Origin of the sequence: Cupriavidus sp. H39, assembly GCF_050271075.1 — a bacterium.
GTDB classification, from domain to species: domain Bacteria; phylum Pseudomonadota; class Gammaproteobacteria; order Burkholderiales; family Burkholderiaceae; genus Cupriavidus; species Cupriavidus necator_B.
Genome location: NZ_CP189846.1, coordinates 2,122,628 through 2,138,417, shown reverse-complemented (window position 1 = coordinate 2,138,417; position 15,790 = coordinate 2,122,628). Strand labels below are relative to the sequence as shown.

General features: G+C 67.6%; 13 protein-coding genes. 9 read left to right on the top strand and 4 right to left on the bottom strand.

The annotated features are described in order from the left end of the window. The first annotated feature begins 213 nt into the window (after positions 1–213). The 5 genes from ACOCMH_RS10060 (at position 214) to ACOCMH_RS10040 (ending at position 6,712) form a co-directional block, all read left to right on the top strand. The gene (locus ACOCMH_RS10060) at positions 214–3,399 is read left to right on the top strand and encodes an efflux RND transporter permease subunit (RefSeq protein ID WP_427306836.1); all 3,186 of its coding nucleotides are present in this window, start codon (positions 214–216) and stop codon (positions 3,397–3,399) included. 11 nt (positions 3,400–3,410) lie between these two features. Continuing rightward, positions 3,411–4,955: an efflux transporter outer membrane subunit gene (locus tag ACOCMH_RS10055; RefSeq protein ID WP_427306835.1), complete on the top strand. Its 1,545-nt coding sequence runs from the start codon at positions 3,411–3,413 to the stop codon at positions 4,953–4,955. A 106-nt stretch (positions 4,956–5,061) separates the two neighbouring features. Next, entirely contained in the window at positions 5,062–5,604 is a 543-nt protein-coding gene (locus tag ACOCMH_RS10050; RefSeq protein ID WP_427306834.1) for an SRPBCC family protein, read from the top strand. 73 nt (positions 5,605–5,677) lie between these two features. Beyond that, positions 5,678–6,157 carry a YbhB/YbcL family Raf kinase inhibitor-like protein gene (locus tag ACOCMH_RS10045; protein WP_427306833.1) on the top strand — a complete coding sequence of 160 codons (480 nt, stop codon included), beginning with the start codon at positions 5,678–5,680 and terminating at the stop codon, positions 6,155–6,157. 87 nt (positions 6,158–6,244) lie between these two features. Beyond that, a complete protein-coding gene (locus ACOCMH_RS10040) occupies positions 6,245–6,712 on the top strand; it encodes a DUF2127 domain-containing protein (RefSeq protein ID WP_427306832.1) in 468 nt (155 codons plus the stop codon). On the opposite strand, the gene ACOCMH_RS10035 is transcribed toward ACOCMH_RS10040, so the two are convergent. Then, positions 6,664–8,484, bottom strand: coding sequence for an ExeM/NucH family extracellular endonuclease (locus ACOCMH_RS10035; protein ID WP_427306831.1), 1,821 nt, complete (start codon positions 8,482–8,484; stop codon positions 6,664–6,666). The genes ACOCMH_RS10040 and ACOCMH_RS10035 overlap by 49 nt on opposite strands. Positions 8,485–8,639: 155 nt before the next feature. On the opposite strand from ACOCMH_RS10035, the gene ACOCMH_RS10030 reads away from it, so the two are divergent. Together ACOCMH_RS10030 and ACOCMH_RS10025 are read left to right on the top strand one after the other, a co-directional pair. Continuing rightward, on the top strand, positions 8,640–8,930 hold the full coding sequence (locus ACOCMH_RS10030) for an antibiotic biosynthesis monooxygenase family protein (protein WP_306847721.1): 291 nt from the start codon (positions 8,640–8,642) through the stop codon (positions 8,928–8,930). A 7-nt stretch (positions 8,931–8,937) separates the two neighbouring features. Then, positions 8,938–9,576 (top strand): CDP-alcohol phosphatidyltransferase family protein, encoded by a 639-nt coding sequence (locus ACOCMH_RS10025; protein WP_427306830.1) that lies wholly within the window; start codon positions 8,938–8,940, stop codon positions 9,574–9,576. A gap of 12 nt (positions 9,577–9,588) precedes the next feature. On the opposite strand, the gene ACOCMH_RS10020 is transcribed toward ACOCMH_RS10025, so the two are convergent. Next, a complete protein-coding gene (locus tag ACOCMH_RS10020; protein WP_427306829.1) occupies positions 9,589–10,893 on the bottom strand; it encodes an MFS transporter in 1,305 nt (434 codons plus the stop codon). A gap of 109 nt (positions 10,894–11,002) precedes the next feature. Further along, entirely contained in the window at positions 11,003–11,596 is a 594-nt protein-coding gene (locus tag ACOCMH_RS10015; protein ID WP_427306828.1) for a TetR/AcrR family transcriptional regulator, read from the bottom strand. Positions 11,597–11,869: 273 nt separating this feature from the next. On the opposite strand from ACOCMH_RS10015, the gene ACOCMH_RS10010 reads away from it, so the two are divergent. After that, entirely contained in the window at positions 11,870–13,210 is a 1,341-nt protein-coding gene (locus ACOCMH_RS10010) for an MFS transporter (RefSeq protein ID WP_427308421.1), read from the top strand. A gap of 24 nt (positions 13,211–13,234) precedes the next feature. On the opposite strand, the gene ACOCMH_RS10005 is transcribed toward ACOCMH_RS10010, so the two are convergent. Further along, positions 13,235–15,073, bottom strand: coding sequence for a bifunctional metallophosphatase/5'-nucleotidase (locus tag ACOCMH_RS10005; RefSeq protein ID WP_427306827.1), 1,839 nt, complete (start codon positions 15,071–15,073; stop codon positions 13,235–13,237). Between the two features lie 128 nt (positions 15,074–15,201). Here ACOCMH_RS10005 and ACOCMH_RS10000 point away from each other — a divergent pair, with 128 nt between their 5' ends. Next, positions 15,202–15,627, top strand: a complete 426-nt coding sequence (locus tag ACOCMH_RS10000; RefSeq protein WP_427306826.1) for a hypothetical protein — start codon at positions 15,202–15,204, stop codon at positions 15,625–15,627. The last annotated feature ends 163 nt before the right edge of the window (positions 15,628–15,790 follow it).

The window sequence follows — 15,790 nt, the reverse complement described above, 5'->3', positions numbered from 1 at the left end:
GCTCCTTGCTGAACCACCCCTCACCCCGGCCCTCTCCCCATGAGGGGAGAGGGAGTACAAGGCCCAGACAAGCTCGGGCGGCTTTGGCGCATCCAAAACCGTTGGCTTGCTTGATGTGGTGCCTTGCCAGCGCCCTAGTTTGTATCGCTCCCAGCTGTTGATGGTGCCCGCCACAAGCGGGCCGCCAGGGGAGCGCTTTTAGCAGAGACCAAGATGAATCTCTCAAAATTCTTTATCGACCGCCCCATCTTCGCGGGGGTGCTGTCGGTGCTGATCTTCCTGATCGGCGCCATCTCGATGTTCAAGCTCCCGATCTCGGAGTACCCGGAAGTGGTGCCGCCGTCGGTGGTGGTGCGCGCGCAGTATCCGGGCGCCAACCCGAAGGTGATCGCCGAGACCGTGGCGTCGCCGCTGGAAGAGCAGATCAACGGCGTCGAGGACATGCTGTACATGTCGTCGCAGTCCAACAGCGACGGCCTGCTCACGCTGACCGTGACCTTCAAGCTGGGCACCGACCCGGACAAGGCCCAGCAACTGGTGCAGAACCGCGTCTCGCAGGCCGAACCGCGCCTGCCTGAGGACGTGCGCCGCCTGGGCATCACCACGGTCAAGAGCTCGCCGGACCTGACCATGGTGGTCCACCTGGTCTCGCCCAACGACCGCTATGACATGACCTACCTGCGCAACTACGCGGTGATCAACGTCAAGGACCGCCTGGCGCGCCTGCAGGGCGTCGGCCAGGTGCAGCTGTTCGGCTCGGGCGACTACGCCATGCGCGTGTGGCTCAACCCCGAGAAGATGGCCGAACGCCAGCTCGCCACCAGCGATGTGATCAAGGCCATCCGCGAACAGAACGTGCAGGTGGCGGCCGGTGTGATCGGCCAGTCGCCGTCGCTGCCGGGCGCTGACCTGCAGTTGTCGGTCAATGCGCAGGGCCGCCTGAGCACGGTGGAAGAATTCGGCGATATCGTCGTGCGCACCTCCGCCGACGGTGCCGTCACGTACCTGAAGGACGTGGCCCGCATCGAGCTGGGCGCCTCGGAATACGCGCTGCGCTCGCTGCTGGACAACAAGCCCGCGGTGGCCATCCCCATTTTCCAGGCGCCGGGCTCCAACGCCATCCAGATTTCGGATGACGTGCGCAAGACCATGGAAGAGCTCAAGCAGAACTTCCCGGACGGCATCGACTACAGCATCGTCTATGACCCCACGCAGTTCGTGCGCCACTCGATCGAGGCGGTCACGCACACGCTGTTCGAGGCGATTGCGCTGGTGGTGCTGGTGGTGATCCTGTTCCTGCAGACCTGGCGCGCGTCGATCATTCCGCTGTTGGCGGTGCCGGTGTCGATCGTGGGTACGTTTGGGCTGATGCATGCGTTCGGCTTCTCGATCAATGCGCTGTCGCTGTTCGGGCTGGTGCTGGCGATCGGCATCGTGGTCGACGACGCGATCGTGGTGGTCGAGAACGTAGAGCGCAACATCGAAGAAGGGCTGACGCCGAAGGAGGCCACCTACAAGGCCATGCGCGAAGTCAGCGGCCCCATCATCGCGATCGCGCTGACGCTGATTGCCGTGTTCGTGCCGCTCGCCTTCATGACCGGCCTGACCGGGCAGTTCTACAAGCAGTTTGCGCTGACCATCTCGATCTCGACCATCATCTCGGCGTTCAACTCGCTGACGCTGTCGCCGGCGCTGTCGGCGCTGCTGCTCAGGAGCCACGATGCGCCCAAGGACTGGCTGTCGCGCTGGATGGACCGCGTCTTCGGCGGCTTCTTCAAGCGCTTCAACCGGTTCTTCGGCCGCAGCGCCGAGAGCTATGGCCGCGGCGTGAAGGGCGTGATTCGCCGCAAGGGCTCGGTGTTCGGCGTCTATGCCGTGATGCTGGTGCTGACCTGGGGCGTGTTCCAGCTGGTGCCCAAGGGTTTCGTGCCGGCGCAGGACAAGCAGTATCTGGTGAGCTTTGCCAAGCTGCCTGACGGTGCCACGCTGGACCGCACCGAAGACGTGATCCGCAAGATGAGCGACATCGCGCTCAAGCATCCGGGCGTGGAGTCGGCCGTCGCCTTCCCGGGCCTGTCGATCAATGGTTTCACCAACAGCCCGAGCGCCGGCATCGTGTTCGCCACGCTCAAGCCGTTCGAGGACCGCAAGAGCGCAGAACTCGGGGGCGCAGCCATTGCCGCCGATCTGAACCAGAAGTACGCCGCGATCCAGGATGCGTTTATCGCGGTGTTCCCGCCGCCGCCCGTGCAGGGCCTGGGCACCATCGGCGGCTTCAAGCTGATGATCGAGGACCGTGCCGCGCTGGGGTATGACGCGCTGTTCGAGGCCACCAACGCGTTCGCTAACAAGGCGCGCGCTACGCCCGAGCTGACCGGCATCTTCAGCAACTACCAGGTCAACGTGCCGCAGCTCGACGTCAAGCTGGACCGCGTCAAGGCCAAGCAGCTGGGCGTGCCGGTGACGGAGGTGTTCGACACGCTGCAGACCTACCTGGGCTCGGCGTACGTCAACGACTTCAACAAGTTTGGCCGGACTTACCAGGTCAAGGTGCAGGCCGACGCGCCGTTCCGCGCCCATGCCGAGGACATCCTGCAGCTGAAGACGCGCAACGCCGCCGGCGACATGGTGCCGCTGTCGTCGCTGGTGCAGGTCAAGCAGGGCTTCGGCCCGGACAGCGTGGTGCGCTACAACGGCTTCACCGCCGCCGACATGAACGGCGGGCCCGCGCCCGGCTTTTCGTCGGGCCAGGCGCAGGCCGCGGCCGAGCGCATTGCCGCCGAGACGCTGCCCAAGGGCATGAAGTTTGAATGGACCGAGCTGACCTACCAAGACATCCTGGCCGGCAATGCGGGGGTGTGGATCTTCCCGCTGTGCGTGCTGCTGGTGTTCCTGGTGCTGGCGGCCCAGTACGAGAGCCTGACGCTGCCGCTGGCGGTGATCCTGATCGTGCCGATGAGCCTGCTGGCGGCCATGACCGGGGTGTGGCTCACGCGTGGCGACAACAACATCTTCACGCAGATCGGCTTTATCGTGCTGGTGGGCTTGTCCGCGAAGAACGCGATCCTGATCGTCGAGTTCGCGCGCGAGCTCGAGCATCACGGCCGCACCGTGGTGCAGGCCGCGATCGAAGCCAGCCGCCTGCGCCTGCGCCCGATCCTGATGACCTCGTTCGCGTTCATCATGGGCGTGGTGCCGCTGGTGGTCTCCACCGGCGCCGGCGCCGAGATGCGCCATGCGATGGGCGTGGCGGTGTTCGCGGGCATGCTGGGCGTGACCTTCTTCGGGCTGTTCCTGACGCCGGTGTTCTATGTGGCGCTGCGGTTGTTTGCCACGCGCGGCCAGCGCCGCGCGGCCGCGCAAGAACAAGGCGCGCACTTGACTGCATCGGCTGAATAATGGTGATCAACATGAATGCCCCTGCAATTTCGAACGTATTTTCGACTGGCCAATGGCTGCCCAGGCTGGCGACGCTGGCCGCCGCGCTAGTCCTCGCGGGCTGCTCGCTGGCCCCGACCTACAAGGTGCCGGAAACGGCCACCGTGCCGGCCTTTAAGGAAGCCGAGGCCGCCCAGGCCGAAGGCGCGCAATGGAAGACCGCGACGCCGGCCGAGGGCCAGCATCGCGGCGAATGGTGGAAGATCTTCGGCGACGCCGAACTGGATCGCCTGATCGCCGCCGCCGGCGAATCGAACCAGGATCTTGCCATCGCCGCGGCGCGTCTGAAGCAGGCGCGCGCCTTCACCGGCGCGACCGAGGCCGACCTCTACCCGCAACTGAGCGTGGGGCTGGACCCGACCCGCTCGCAGCCGTCGGCCGCCTCGCAGGGCTTGCCGGACGGCACGCGCGTACCGCCGCAGACCGTGCTGAAGGCCCGCGCCTTCGCCAGCTATGAGCTGGACCTGTTCGGCCGGGTGGCGTCGAGCGTCAACGCCGCCCGCGCCGAGGGCGAGGCCGCGGAAGACCTGTACCGCTCGGTGCAGCTGGCGCTGCAGGCCGACGTGGCGCAGGCGTATTTCGCGCTGCGCACGCTGGACAGCGAGCGCGACCTGCTCAACGCGACCATCAAGCTGCGCGAGGATGCGCTATCACTGCTGAAGAAGCGCTATGACGCCGGCGAAACCACCGACCTCGATCCGGCCCGCGCCGAAGCCGAACTTGGCACCGCGCGCGCCGACCTGGCCGGCATCGAGCGCCGCCGCGCCAACCAGGAGCATGCGCTGGCGGTGCTGACCGGCGTGCCGCCGGCGGCGTTCTCGCTGCCGGCAAGGCCGTTCGATGCGGCGCCGATCGCGATTCCCGCCGGGCTGCCGTCCGAGCTGCTGGAGCGGCGCCCTGACATCGCCGCGGCGGAACGCCAGATGGCCGCGGCCAATGCACGCATCGGCGTGGCCAAGGCGGCGTTCTTCCCGCGCATTACGCTGACCGGGCTGTTCGGCTTTGAATCGGCCGATCTGTCGAACCTGTTCAAGTGGTCTTCGCGCACCTGGATGCTGGGGCCGCTGATCGGATCCAGCATCGCGCAGACCGTGTTCGACGGTGGCCGCAACAGCGCCAACCTCGCCGGCGCCCGCGCCGCGCACGAGGAAACGGTGGCAAGCTACCGGCAGACCGTGCTGGTGGCCTTCCGCGAGGTGGAAGACAGCCTGGCAGACGTGCGCTGGCTCAGCCAGCAGGCCGGTGCGCTTGACAGCGCGCTCGGTGGCGCGAAGCGCGCGGCGCGCATCTCGCGCAGCCGCTATGACGCGGGCGCGGTCGACTACCTGACGGTGATCGATGCCGACCGCACCGTGCTGCAGTCGCAGCGCGAGGCGAACCAGGTTGCAGGCCTGCGCGCCGCCGCCACGGTGTCGCTGGTGCGGCGGCTTGGCGGGGGCTGGGGCCCGCTGCCGGCCACCGTCGCTGCGGTGCCTGCGCCTGCGCCGCAGGGCGCTGCCGCCCCGGTAGCGCGCTGAGCCACGCAAGGGACTGGCGCGAGGCCTGGCAGTCACTACACTGTAAGCATCGCGCCATGCGTACAGGATGCCCGGGTGCGCCCCGGTTGCGTCCTGTCCCGCCGCCATGCTTGTCCGACACAGGAAACTGCTCTCGGGGTTCATCTTCGCCGCGCTCACCGTGGGCGCGCTGCTGGCGCCGCTGCCATGGCTGGACCGCACCGCCATCCATGACGAGGTGGTGATCGCGCGCCCAGCGGCGCAGGTCTTCGACTTTGTTGCAACGCCGCGCCACTGGCCCGCGTGGCATCCGGCATCGCTGGCGGTGGCGGGCGCGACCGACCATCCGCTCGGGCGCGGCGAGCGCGTGGCCGAGACCTTCATGCTGGCCCGGCGCGGCGGCGTAGTGATCTGGACCGTGATCGAAAGCCAGCCGCCGCGCACGTGGGTGATCGAGGGTGTTGCCGCGGGCCACCGCGTCGGCACCATCATCTACCGGATGACACCATCGGCCGAACGCACGCGCTTCGAGCGCGAGTTCCGCTACCGCTCGCCGACGCTGCTGTTTGCGCTGATCAACCGCCTGACGCTGCGCGAGCAGGTCCAGGCCGAGTCCACCGAAGCCGTGCGCCGGCTCAAGGCATTGCTGGAGACCCAGCCGCCGTCATAGCGCGACGCCTTGCGCCAGGCACCGATCCGGCCTAAGTTGGAGCCATCCCTCCGTGCGTCCAGCGAGGCCCCGTATGCCGTTCCAGCTGCAATCCACCGCATTCGCTCCCGGGAGCGAGATCCCGGCAGAGCACACCTGCGAAGGCGCCGATATCTCCCCACCGCTTGCCTGGACCGGCCTGCCGCCCGGCACGGCCAGCCTGGCGCTGATCGTCGACGACCCCGATGCGCCGGACCCCGCCGCGCCGAAAATGACCTGGGTCCACTGGCTGCTCTACAACCTGCCGGCCCATGCCGGTGCACTGCCAGCGGATATCGCCAAGTCCGGGCTGCCAGCCGGCACCTGCGAAGGCTTGAATGACTGGCACCGCAACGGCTACGGTGGCCCGTGCCCGCCGATCGGCCGGCACCGCTACGTCTTCAAGCTCTATGCGCTGGACGTGGCGTTGCCGGACCTCGGCACGCCAGACAAGGCGGCACTGGAGCGGGCAATGCAAGGTCACGTGCTGGCCAAGGCGGAGCTGATCGGCACTTACCAGAAGCTGCAGCGATAGCTTGGCGGTGCGCAGGCCCCGGCCCTGGCCTTTGCCGCTGTTGCACAATACCGGCTTTGCAATTCTTGCATCGACCGGAGATACCGCATGGCAAAGCAGGGCGCACTGGGCCTCAGGGGCATTGCGTTGTTCGAGGCCGCCAAGGGGCTGCTGGTGATCGTGGCCGGCCTGGGGCTGGCCGCGCTGCTGCATCGCGATGCCCAGGCGCTGGCCGAGGCCATCATCCAGCGCTGGCATGTCAATCCGGCCAGCCGCTATCCCACTATCTTCCTGTCGCTGCTGCAGCATCCCGACAATGCCCGCCTGTGGGCCATTGGCGGGTCGGCGGCAATCTATGCGCTGATGCGCTTTGCCGAGGCCTACGGGCTGTGGCGCGGGCTGGCCTGGGGCAACTGGATCGGCGTGTGGTCCGGCGGCATCTACATTCCGCTGGAACTGTACGAGGCCTTTGTTCACCCCAGCTGGCTGCATGGCGGGCTGGCCGCCGCCAACCTGCTGGTGGTGCTCTACCTCGCGCGCGGGCTGCTGGCAAAGTCGACCACAAGGGGGTCATGATCGGACGAGCGGTAGGGGCCGGGCGCATAGAGGGCGGGCGTGCCATTGACGCCAGGGACCGGGGCATAAGAGAAGGCCGCCGGCTCGTCGGCATTGATATGCCAGGCGTGGACGGCCACGACATGCGCCGCGGCCGCGGCATCGGCCAGCACATGGTCCAGGTATCCCGCCTGGGCCTCGTAGACGTAGCTGTAGGCCTGCGGCCCGGCAAACCGCGCGACCATGTCGGCATAGCCGCGCCGCGCCAGCAGGCGTAGCGGGTCTTCCATCGCGTAGCTGTTCAGGTCGCCGATCACCAGCACGCCCGCGTCCGAAACACCGGTCGGCGCGGTGCCCAGCCAGCGGGCCAGGGTGTCGGCGGCCTGCACCCGCGCCGGGTTCCAGCAGCCCTGGCCATCGCGCTGGTCGGCCTGTGCGCCAGTGGCCTCGACGCAGTTCTTGGACTTGAAATGGTTCACCGCCACTGTCACCGGCGTGCCGCCCGCCGCGGCACGGAAGGTGGCCGCGAGCGGCTGGCGGCTGCGCTCGCCCAGCCAGGTTGTGGCCACGCGCCCGGCGGGCAGCGCGGTGCGCGCGTTATACAGCAGCCCGACCGCGATGGCATCGGTGCCGAGCGCAGGCGTCCCGGCATCCGCCACGCGCCAGTCCGGCCCCAGCATCGCCGCAAGCTGGCGGATGGCGCCGGACGGGCCGTAACCGTTGTTCTGGACTTCCATCACGCCGATCACGTCGGCGTCCAGGCCGCGCAGCGCGGCCACCAGCTTGGCCTGCTGCCGTGCCAGCGCTGCCGCGTCCTGCGCGCCGCGGTTGCCGGGCGCATCGAGGCCGCCGCCCTGGCCGTCGCCATTGAAATAGTTCTGCAGGTTGAAGGCCGCAACCCGCAACTCGGTGGCGGGATGCCGCGGTGGCGCTGCGGGACGCGGATTGGCGCGCTGGTAGATCGGTGCCCCGGCGCCGCGCAACGGCTGCAGCCGCCACTGGCCGTGGCGCTGCTCCAGCACGCCCTGCACCCCGGTAACGGTATCGCCGGCGCGTAGCGGATGGTCCGTTGACAGGCGCGGGGGCGGGTAGGGCACCACAGCGGGAAACTGGCGCGACGAGCCGTCGTCGATCAATAACCGGTTGCGGGCATTGTCCGCCGCGGCCTGCCGTGCTGCCTGGCCCGGCAGCGCCTGCTGCGTGGGCGCGATGGGGCGCCCGTGGTTCAGCACCAGGGTGCCGTAACGGCCGAGGTCATGCGCATCGCTGACGGTCAGCGTCTGTGGCAGGCGCACCATCATGCCTTCCAGCGCAGCCAGCGCCGCTTCACTGGCGAGAGGCAGCGACAGCGTCTGTGGCGTGACGGGCAGGCCCTGCGCGCACACCACCGGCCAGCCAGACAGCACCAACTGCGTTTGTCCGAATTTTTCCTCGATCTTTCCGGACACGCGCACCATGTCGCCGACTTTTGCCGTGGCGCGCGGCGCATAGACAAAAAGCCCCTCTGAAACCCCCGGCCGCTGCACGCGTTGCGCGTCCGGCGTCTGCAGGATGAACCCGCGCAGGCCGCCGTCGCCGCTGAAGTCTGCCGTGACGATGGCCTGCACTTCGACCATGCGTCCCGCAAGCGGCGAGGCCTTCCCGGGGGCGCGGATGTCGGCCAGCGCGGTTGCTGGGCTGCCGCATGGCTGCGTTGCAGCATCCGCGCCGGACGGCAGGGCCAGCAGGCAAGCCAGAGGCAGGGCACGCATCGCATTCAGGACGTTCCAGGGATCAGGCAGGGTCAGGCGCATGGCGGTTTCGGCAGGTCGTGGCAAGTCGAACGATGCTAACCCCCGCGTGTAACGGAATGCTTGCCGCAGGCATGTGACGCCGCGATCGTGCTAAGGTAGTAAAGACCCGCCGGTACCCGACCGGCGCTGGCATCCACTTCATCGCCTACCACGTCATGATCAAGGAAATCGCGCAAATCACCATCAAGCCCGGCATGGACCAGCAGTTCGAGCAAGGCGTGAGCCAGGCCACGCCGCTGTTCCTGCGCTCGCACGGCTGCCACGGCGTGCAACTGTTCCGCTCGATCGAGCAGCCGGACCAGTACACGCTGGTGGTGGACTGGGAAACCGTCGACGACCATATGGTCCTGTTCCGCGAATCGCCCGAGTTCCAGCAATGGCGCGGCCTGGTTGCGGAGACCTTTGCCGCGCCGCCCAACGTGCACCACGTGTCCAAGGTCCTGTAAGCGCCCCATGAACACCCGGCCCGAACGCCCTCGCCATTTCTCGATGCTGCGTGAACTGCAGCTGGCTGATGTCTTCACGCTCGGCAACGCGGCCTGCGGCATGGGGTCGGTGTTCTTCGCGATGTTTTACGTCGCGGACCAGCAGCTTTCGCATTTCTACACGGCGGCGGCGCTGGCCCCGCTGGCCTTTATCTTCGACGTGCTCGACGGGCGCATCGCGCGCTGGCGCCACGCGCATTCCGCGCTGGGGCGCGAGCTGGACTCGCTGGCCGACGTGATCTCGTTCGGCGTCGGCCCCGCCACGCTGGCCTTCGCCGCCGGCATGCGCGGCGGCTGGGACCTGGCCATACTGATCTACTTTGTCTGCTGCGGCGTCAGCCGGCTGGCGCGCTTCAACGTCACCGCCGAATCGCTGGCGGCGGGTAGCGGCAGCGGCAAGGTGGCCTACTTCGAAGGCACACCCATTCCCACCAGCGTGCTGCTGACCGCCGTGCTGACATGGTGCGCATGGCAGGGCCAGCTCGGCGGCGAACTGCCCGGCGGCGCATGGGTGCTTGGGCCCACGGTGCTGCATCCGCTGGTGCTGCTGTTTGCGCTGTCGGGCACGCTGATGGTCAGCAAGACCCTGCGCATCCCGAAGTTCTGAAGGCGCCCGCCATCATGCGGGTGCAGGCTCCGTCCGCTCGGCCGTGCGGGGCCGGCTGACCATCAACGCCATCAGCGCCGCCACCAGGCATGCGGCCCCCGCCGCGTAGAGGGCCGGCGTATAGGTCAGTAGCAGCGTGCGGCTCAGCCCCGCACCGAACGCTGCCACGGCCGCGCCGATCTGGTGCGCCGCGAAGATCCAGCCGAACACCATCGGCGCGCGCTCGCGTCCGAAAGCGGTGGCCGCCAGCTTGACGGTGGGCGGCACCGTGGCGATCCAGTCGAGGCCGTAGAACATCGCAAAGATCGACAGCCCGTACAGCGTGAAGGTGGAATGCGGCAGCCAGAACAGCGACAGGCCGCGCAGGGCGTAGTACCAGAACAGCAGCTTGCGGCTGTCGTAGCGGTCGGACAGCCAGCCCGACAGGATGGTGCCGACAAAGTCGAATGCGCCCATCATTGCCAGCGCCGAGGCGGCGGGCACCGGGCCCATGCCGAAGTCGCCGCACAGCGCGATGAAGTGCGTCTGGATCAGGCCGTTGGTGCTCAGGCCGCAGATGAAGAAGGTGCCCGCCAGCACCCAGAAGGTTTGGGTACGCGCCGCGTCGCGCAGCACGCGGAAAGGCCCGCTCAGCGTGAACGGCGGGGCCGGCGGTGCGGCGGGCGGCGTGGCGGGATGGGATGGCACTTCGCCGAACGCCGCCAGGCCGACATCGGCCGGCCGGTTGCGCATCAGCCCGAACACCAGCAGCGCCAATGCGGCACAGGCCGCCAGCACCGGCAGCACGGCCACGCGCCAGCCCATATGCTCGATCAGCCAGGCAGCCACCGGCAGGAACGCCAGCTGCCCGGTGGCGGCGCTGGCCGTCAGGATGCCGATCACCAGGCCGCGCCGCGCGCTGAACCAGCGGTTGGCCACCACCGCCGCCAGCACCAGCGCGGTCAGCCCGGAGCCGACGCCCAGCATCAGCCCCCACGCCACAAACAGCTGCCACAGCTCGGTCGACACGGTGGCCAGCGCCATGCCGCCGGCAATCAGCGCCAGCGCGGCGCAGACCACGTGGCGCACGCCGAAGCGATCCATCAGCAGCGCCGAGAACGGCGCCATCAGCCCGAACAGCGCGAAGCGGAACGCCAGGATCGACGAGATCTGGTCGGTGTTCCAGCCCATCTCCCTGGTCAGCGGCTTCAGGAAGGCGCCAGGCAGCCCCAGCGCGGCCGAGGTGGTAAGCATCACCAGGAAGGTGAGTGCGGCAATCAGCCACGCGTAGTGGATGCCGCGCCGGTCGAGCCGGCGGGAAAGGGCTTGCGCGAACATGGGGCTCTCGTGATCCGGATTTTAGGGTGGGATGGAAAAGGGCAAGGGAAGGGCATCCCCGCTGCGCAGGGCGGCCGGGTGTGGTCTTGTTTCCGGGGAAAGCTTTGAACTAGCTGCTGCTGCCGAGCAGGCGGGCCCGCACCGCGTGCAGCATCTCGTCGGAAAGCGGGTCGCCTTCCGTGGCGCGCGCCAGCGTGACCGCGCCGACCAGCAAGGCCATGCGCACCAGTGCTTCGTCGTGGCGTTGCGGCGGATCGTCTGACGCCACGGTCTGCGCCAGGTCATCGACCATGGTGCGCAGCCCCTCCGCATAGGCCTGGCGCACGGGCTTGCCGGCGGGCTCGCGGGCGACATCGACAGCCAGCGCGGCCGCCGCGCAGCCGACGCCCGGGTTGGCGCAATGCGCGGGGGTCAGGTAGGGCTCAACGAGATTGGCGAGCATGGCCTTGCGGTCGCCGTTCGCCCGAGCAAGACGGCGCTGCCAGCGTGCGGTCGATTCCTCGAACGCGCGCTTGCAGGCCTGTGCCGCGAGTGCATCCTTCGAAGCAAAGTGGCCGTAGAAGCCGCCGTGGGTCAGGCCGGCACCGGCCATCAACTCTGCCACGCTAACGCCGTTGAGGCCGCGCTCGCGGAACAGCCGCGACGACACTTGTTCAATCGCCTCGCGGTTCTTGTCGGTTTGCTCACGGGATGCGCGTGCCATTTGTAGACCTCGCTGGGGATCAGGCTTTTCCGAAGCTTAGATGATGATGATCATTTATTCAATAGATGTTAGGCATCATCTATGTGATTCACACGGGGTAATGTGCATACATATGAAAGCGTCTTCAGCGAGTTGAAGGGCTTTCCCGTATCGTGTTGCCTGATGATCGCCCGGCCATCGCGACGCCCTTGCGCCGCCGACCCGGCCCGGCGGCAACCGGTAAAGACAGTGTCCAGTACAGCCCCCCTCCAGACCGCCTCCACGGCCGACGCCATGACTTCGCGCGAGCGACGCGGCATGGCCGCCATCCTCATCGCCGTCGCCCTTGCCACGCTCGATACCGCCATCGCCAACACGGCGTTGCCGTCGATTGCGGCCGACCTCCGGGCGACGCCGGCCGCCTCGGTATGGGTCATCAATGCCTATCAACTGGCCATGGTGGCGACGCTGCTGCCGTTCGCGGCGCTGGGCGGCGTGCTGGGCCACCGGCGCATCTACCTGGGCGGTGTGCTGCTGTTCACTGCGGCTTCGGTGGTATGCGCGCTGGCGTGGTCGCTGCCGACATTGGCGGCGGCGCGGGTGCTGCAGGGCATCGGCGCGGCGGCCATCATGAGCGTCAACACGGCGCTGATCAGCGCCATCTTTCCTACACACCGGCTTGGGCGCGGGTTGGGGCTGAATGCGCTGGTGGTCGGCGTTTCATTCGCGGTGGGGCCGACGGTGGCGTCGGTGATCCTGTCGTTCGGCACGTGGCCGTGGCTGTTCGCCGTGAACCTGCCGATCGGCCTGCTGGCGCTGGCGATCGGGCGCGGCGCCTTGCCGCAGACCGCGCGCAGCACGCATGGCTTCGATCGCGTTGCGGCGGTGCTCAGCGTGATTGCCTTCGCCGCGCTGATCCTTGCGCTGGGAGAGGGTGCACAGCGCGCACCGTTGCATTTGTCGCTGGCCGCGGCCGGCATCTTCGTGGTGGCATTCGCGCTGCTGCTGTGGCGCGAGCGCGGCCATCCGGCGCCCATGCTGCCGGTGGACCTGTTCCGGCGCCCGATGTTTGCGCTGTCGACGCTGACCGCGGTGTGTTCCTTTGCCGCGCAGGGCCTGGCCTTTGTCTCGCTGCCGTTCTATTTCCAGCACGTGCTGGGGCGAGGGCAGGTGGAAACCGGCTTCCTGCTGACGCCATGGTCGGTGGTGGTGGCACTGATCGGGCCTCTGGCCGGGCGCTTGTCTGACCGTTACCCACCGGCCGTGCTCGGCGGCGTGGGGCTGGCGGTGCTCAGTGCCGGCATGCTGTCGCTGGCCCTGCTGCCGGCCGACCCCAGCGCGCTCGATATCGGCATCCGCATGTGCATTTGCGGCGCCGGCTTCGGCTTCTTCCAGTCGCCCAACCTCAAGGCCCTGATGACCAGCGCCCCGCGTGAGCGCAGCGGCGGCGCCAGCGGCGTGGTGGCCACGGCGCGGCTGATCGGGCAGGCCACCGGCGCGGCGCTGGTGGCGCTGTGCTTTGGCCTCGCCGGCGACCACGGCCCCGGCCTGGCGCTGGCGTTGGGCGCGGCGTTTGCCGGCGCCGGCGCCGTGGCCAGCTGGATGCGGCTGGCGGCAGCCGACCCGAAGGCGTAGGCGGGGAACGTCCCCGCACGCGGATCAGTTCAGGCGGGTGATCCGGTTCGCCGGAGGCGGGCTGACCGGCGAATTCGCCTTGAAGTAGGCTTCGAAGACATCGATGTCGACCGGCCCGGCCTGCTGGTTCGTGCCCTGCTTCAGCACCGTGAAGTTGTCGCCGCCCGACGCCATGAAGTTATTCACCGTGACGCGGTAGGTCTTGGCCGGGTCGATGGCGACGCCGTTAAGCCTGAGCGAAGCCGGATCGACGCGATTGCCCTGGCCCGCGGCAGCGCCCGCAGGCTTGCTGGCGTCCCAGGTATAAGTGAAGCCGCTGGAAACCTGCAGCACCCGGCCGCCTGCCGGCTGCGGCGCTTCCCACTGCTGTTCCAGCAGGCGCAGGATCTGCGCACCGGTCAGGTTCATCGTCACCATGCTGTTGCCGAAAGGCATCACGGCATAGAGCTGCCCGAACGTGGTCTGGCCACTGGTGGCGGCGTCGTACGCCAGGTTCTGGCGCAGCCCGCCGGGATTGGTGAACGCAATCACGGCCGGCCCGAACGAGGCATCGGAAGTGCCGGCCAGGTAAGCATCTGCCACCAGGTCGCCCAGTGCCGACTCGCCCGCCGCAGTCTGGGCGCGATCGATGGTGGCGGTGATGGCGCCCACCACCGCGTTCTTGACCGGCGCGGTTAGTTCCACATAGCGCTTGACCATCGCATCGACGGCACTGTCCCTGGCAAGCGCTGTATAGCCCGCAGGCAGCGCAATCGGATTGCCGTTGTTATCCTTGATCACCAGATCATTGACCGCGACACGGTTGTTGGCCACCTTGGTGGAGACCTTGCGTGTCGCCGGATCGATCGTGATATCGATTTCCGAGGCCAGCCGGCCGTAGAAACCCGTCTGCGTCAGCAGCTTGCCGTCAGGCCGGGTGCAGACATATTCCTGGTGGGTGTGGCCGCTGATCACGATATCGACGGCGGGATCCAGCTTGTCGACGATCGACACGATGGCACCGTTCAGTCCGGGGCAGCTCTTGTCGTTCACCGTGCCCGCCGTGGTCGAACCGCCTTCATGGAGCAACACGACAATCGCATTGACGTTCTGCTGCCGCAGTTCAGGAATCAGCCGGTTGACCGTGTCCGCTTCGGCCTCGAAGGTCAGGCCCGCGGTACCCGCGGGCGTGACTACCGACGGCGTGTCCTTCAGCGTCATGCCGATAAAGGCCACCTTGGCCCAGTCGAAGGTCTTGATCCGGTAGGCCGGCAACAGCGGCTTGCCGGTCGCCTGGTCAATGACATTGGCCGCCAAATATTGGAATTTCGCCCCGGCGTACGCGCCATCGGTCATGCAGGTGTCCACGCCGACAATGCCGCGCCGGCCGTCCGCCGACTTAGGGAAGCAGCCACCGTTCTGCAGCCGCAGCAGTTCATCGCGGCCCTTGTCGAACTCATGATTGCCGACCGAGGAAATCTCCAGGCCCATCTGGCCCAGCACATCGATGGCCGGCTCCTCATGGAATGCCCCGGAAACCAGCGGCGAAGCGCCAACCATGTCGCCGGCCGCCACCACCACGTTATTCGGATTCTTCGCCTTCAGGCTCTGGATCAGCGAGGCCAGGTACGCGGCACCGCCCGCGGAAACGCGGGTGCCGGCCGGGTTGGCGGCATCCTGCACCACCACGCTGCCGCCGGGCGCTTCCAGGTTGCCGTGGAAATCATTGAGCCCGATGATCTTGACCGATACCGGGGCGTCCGCAGCCGGTGTCGGGCCGACCGGCGCCGGAGCACCCTCGTCACTGCCGGAACCGCAGGCGGCAACGATGCCTGCAACAGCGAGCGCACCCAGGCTCGCGACGACATACCGTTTGCGTGTCATGTAGCCCATCCTTTGGGAAGCCGCGGCAGGCGCCCACTCTATGAGCCCATCGTGACTGCTTCATGACGCAGGGATGTCACGCCATGGCGCTAACCTGAAACGCCATCAACGCCATGCACCGAATGCCAATGCATCCCTACCTGATCGCCTGCGCGCTCGCCGGTTGCGCGGGAATTGCCCAGGCCGCCACCGCGGAACTGCCACCAGCCGTGACGCAGGCAAGCCGGCATGCCATGGCGGCTTGCCAGGAATTCATGCATGACGATGCGGACGAATACCGGTCCTGCATCGACGCCGTCGCGCGTGAGATTCCGCGGGGACGCAAGGATACGGCGGCGCGGTTGCTCGGGCATTACTACTATGCGTGGGTCGGGGCCAATAGTTCGGCGCGTTTGTCGTTGCCTGGGGCCGAGGCGGCGGCGCAGGTTTATCTGCGGGAATTTCGTGCTTTGCAGCGCAAGCTTGGAGTGGATGACAAGACCTTGTGCAAGGCGGTGCCGGGAGATTGTGGGCAGCGGGTGGGGGTGATTGAGAAAATGGAGACGGGGCGGTGAATGGCTTGGGAAATGGCCGGCCGCGATAGTTGAACGCCACTATTCGCTGTACGCACGCAGCAAGTCACGTATCGCATTTGCTTCAAGCCACCTCGCGCTGTTTGCGCTGGCAACGGCCTACCTTCCACCAACCGCGCTTTCTCCGCACGGGGATGCTAAGCGA

Coding starts and splice junctions, on each gene's coding strand:
- ACOCMH_RS10050 (WP_427306834.1), top strand. CDS start 5,062: ATGCTTGTCCGACACAGGAAACTGCTCTCGGGGTTCATCTTCGCCGCG.
- ACOCMH_RS10000 (WP_427306826.1), top strand. CDS start 15,202: ATGCATCCCTACCTGATCGCCTGCGCGCTCGCCGGTTGCGCGGGAATT.
- ACOCMH_RS10025 (WP_427306830.1), top strand. CDS start 8,938: ATGAACACCCGGCCCGAACGCCCTCGCCATTTCTCGATGCTGCGTGAA.
- ACOCMH_RS10030 (WP_306847721.1), top strand. CDS start 8,640: ATGATCAAGGAAATCGCGCAAATCACCATCAAGCCCGGCATGGACCAG.
- ACOCMH_RS10040 (WP_427306832.1), top strand. CDS start 6,245: ATGGCAAAGCAGGGCGCACTGGGCCTCAGGGGCATTGCGTTGTTCGAG.
- ACOCMH_RS10060 (WP_427306836.1), top strand. CDS start 214: ATGAATCTCTCAAAATTCTTTATCGACCGCCCCATCTTCGCGGGGGTG.
- ACOCMH_RS10010 (WP_427308421.1), top strand. CDS start 11,870: ATGACTTCGCGCGAGCGACGCGGCATGGCCGCCATCCTCATCGCCGTC.
- ACOCMH_RS10055 (WP_427306835.1), top strand. CDS start 3,411: ATGAATGCCCCTGCAATTTCGAACGTATTTTCGACTGGCCAATGGCTG.
- ACOCMH_RS10045 (WP_427306833.1), top strand. CDS start 5,678: ATGCCGTTCCAGCTGCAATCCACCGCATTCGCTCCCGGGAGCGAGATC.
- ACOCMH_RS10035 (WP_427306831.1), bottom strand. CDS start 8,484: ATGCGCCTGACCCTGCCTGATCCCTGGAACGTCCTGAATGCGATGCGT.
- ACOCMH_RS10015 (WP_427306828.1), bottom strand. CDS start 11,596: ATGGCACGCGCATCCCGTGAGCAAACCGACAAGAACCGCGAGGCGATT.
- ACOCMH_RS10020 (WP_427306829.1), bottom strand. CDS start 10,893: ATGTTCGCGCAAGCCCTTTCCCGCCGGCTCGACCGGCGCGGCATCCAC.
- ACOCMH_RS10005 (WP_427306827.1), bottom strand. CDS start 15,073: ATGACACGCAAACGGTATGTCGTCGCGAGCCTGGGTGCGCTCGCTGTT.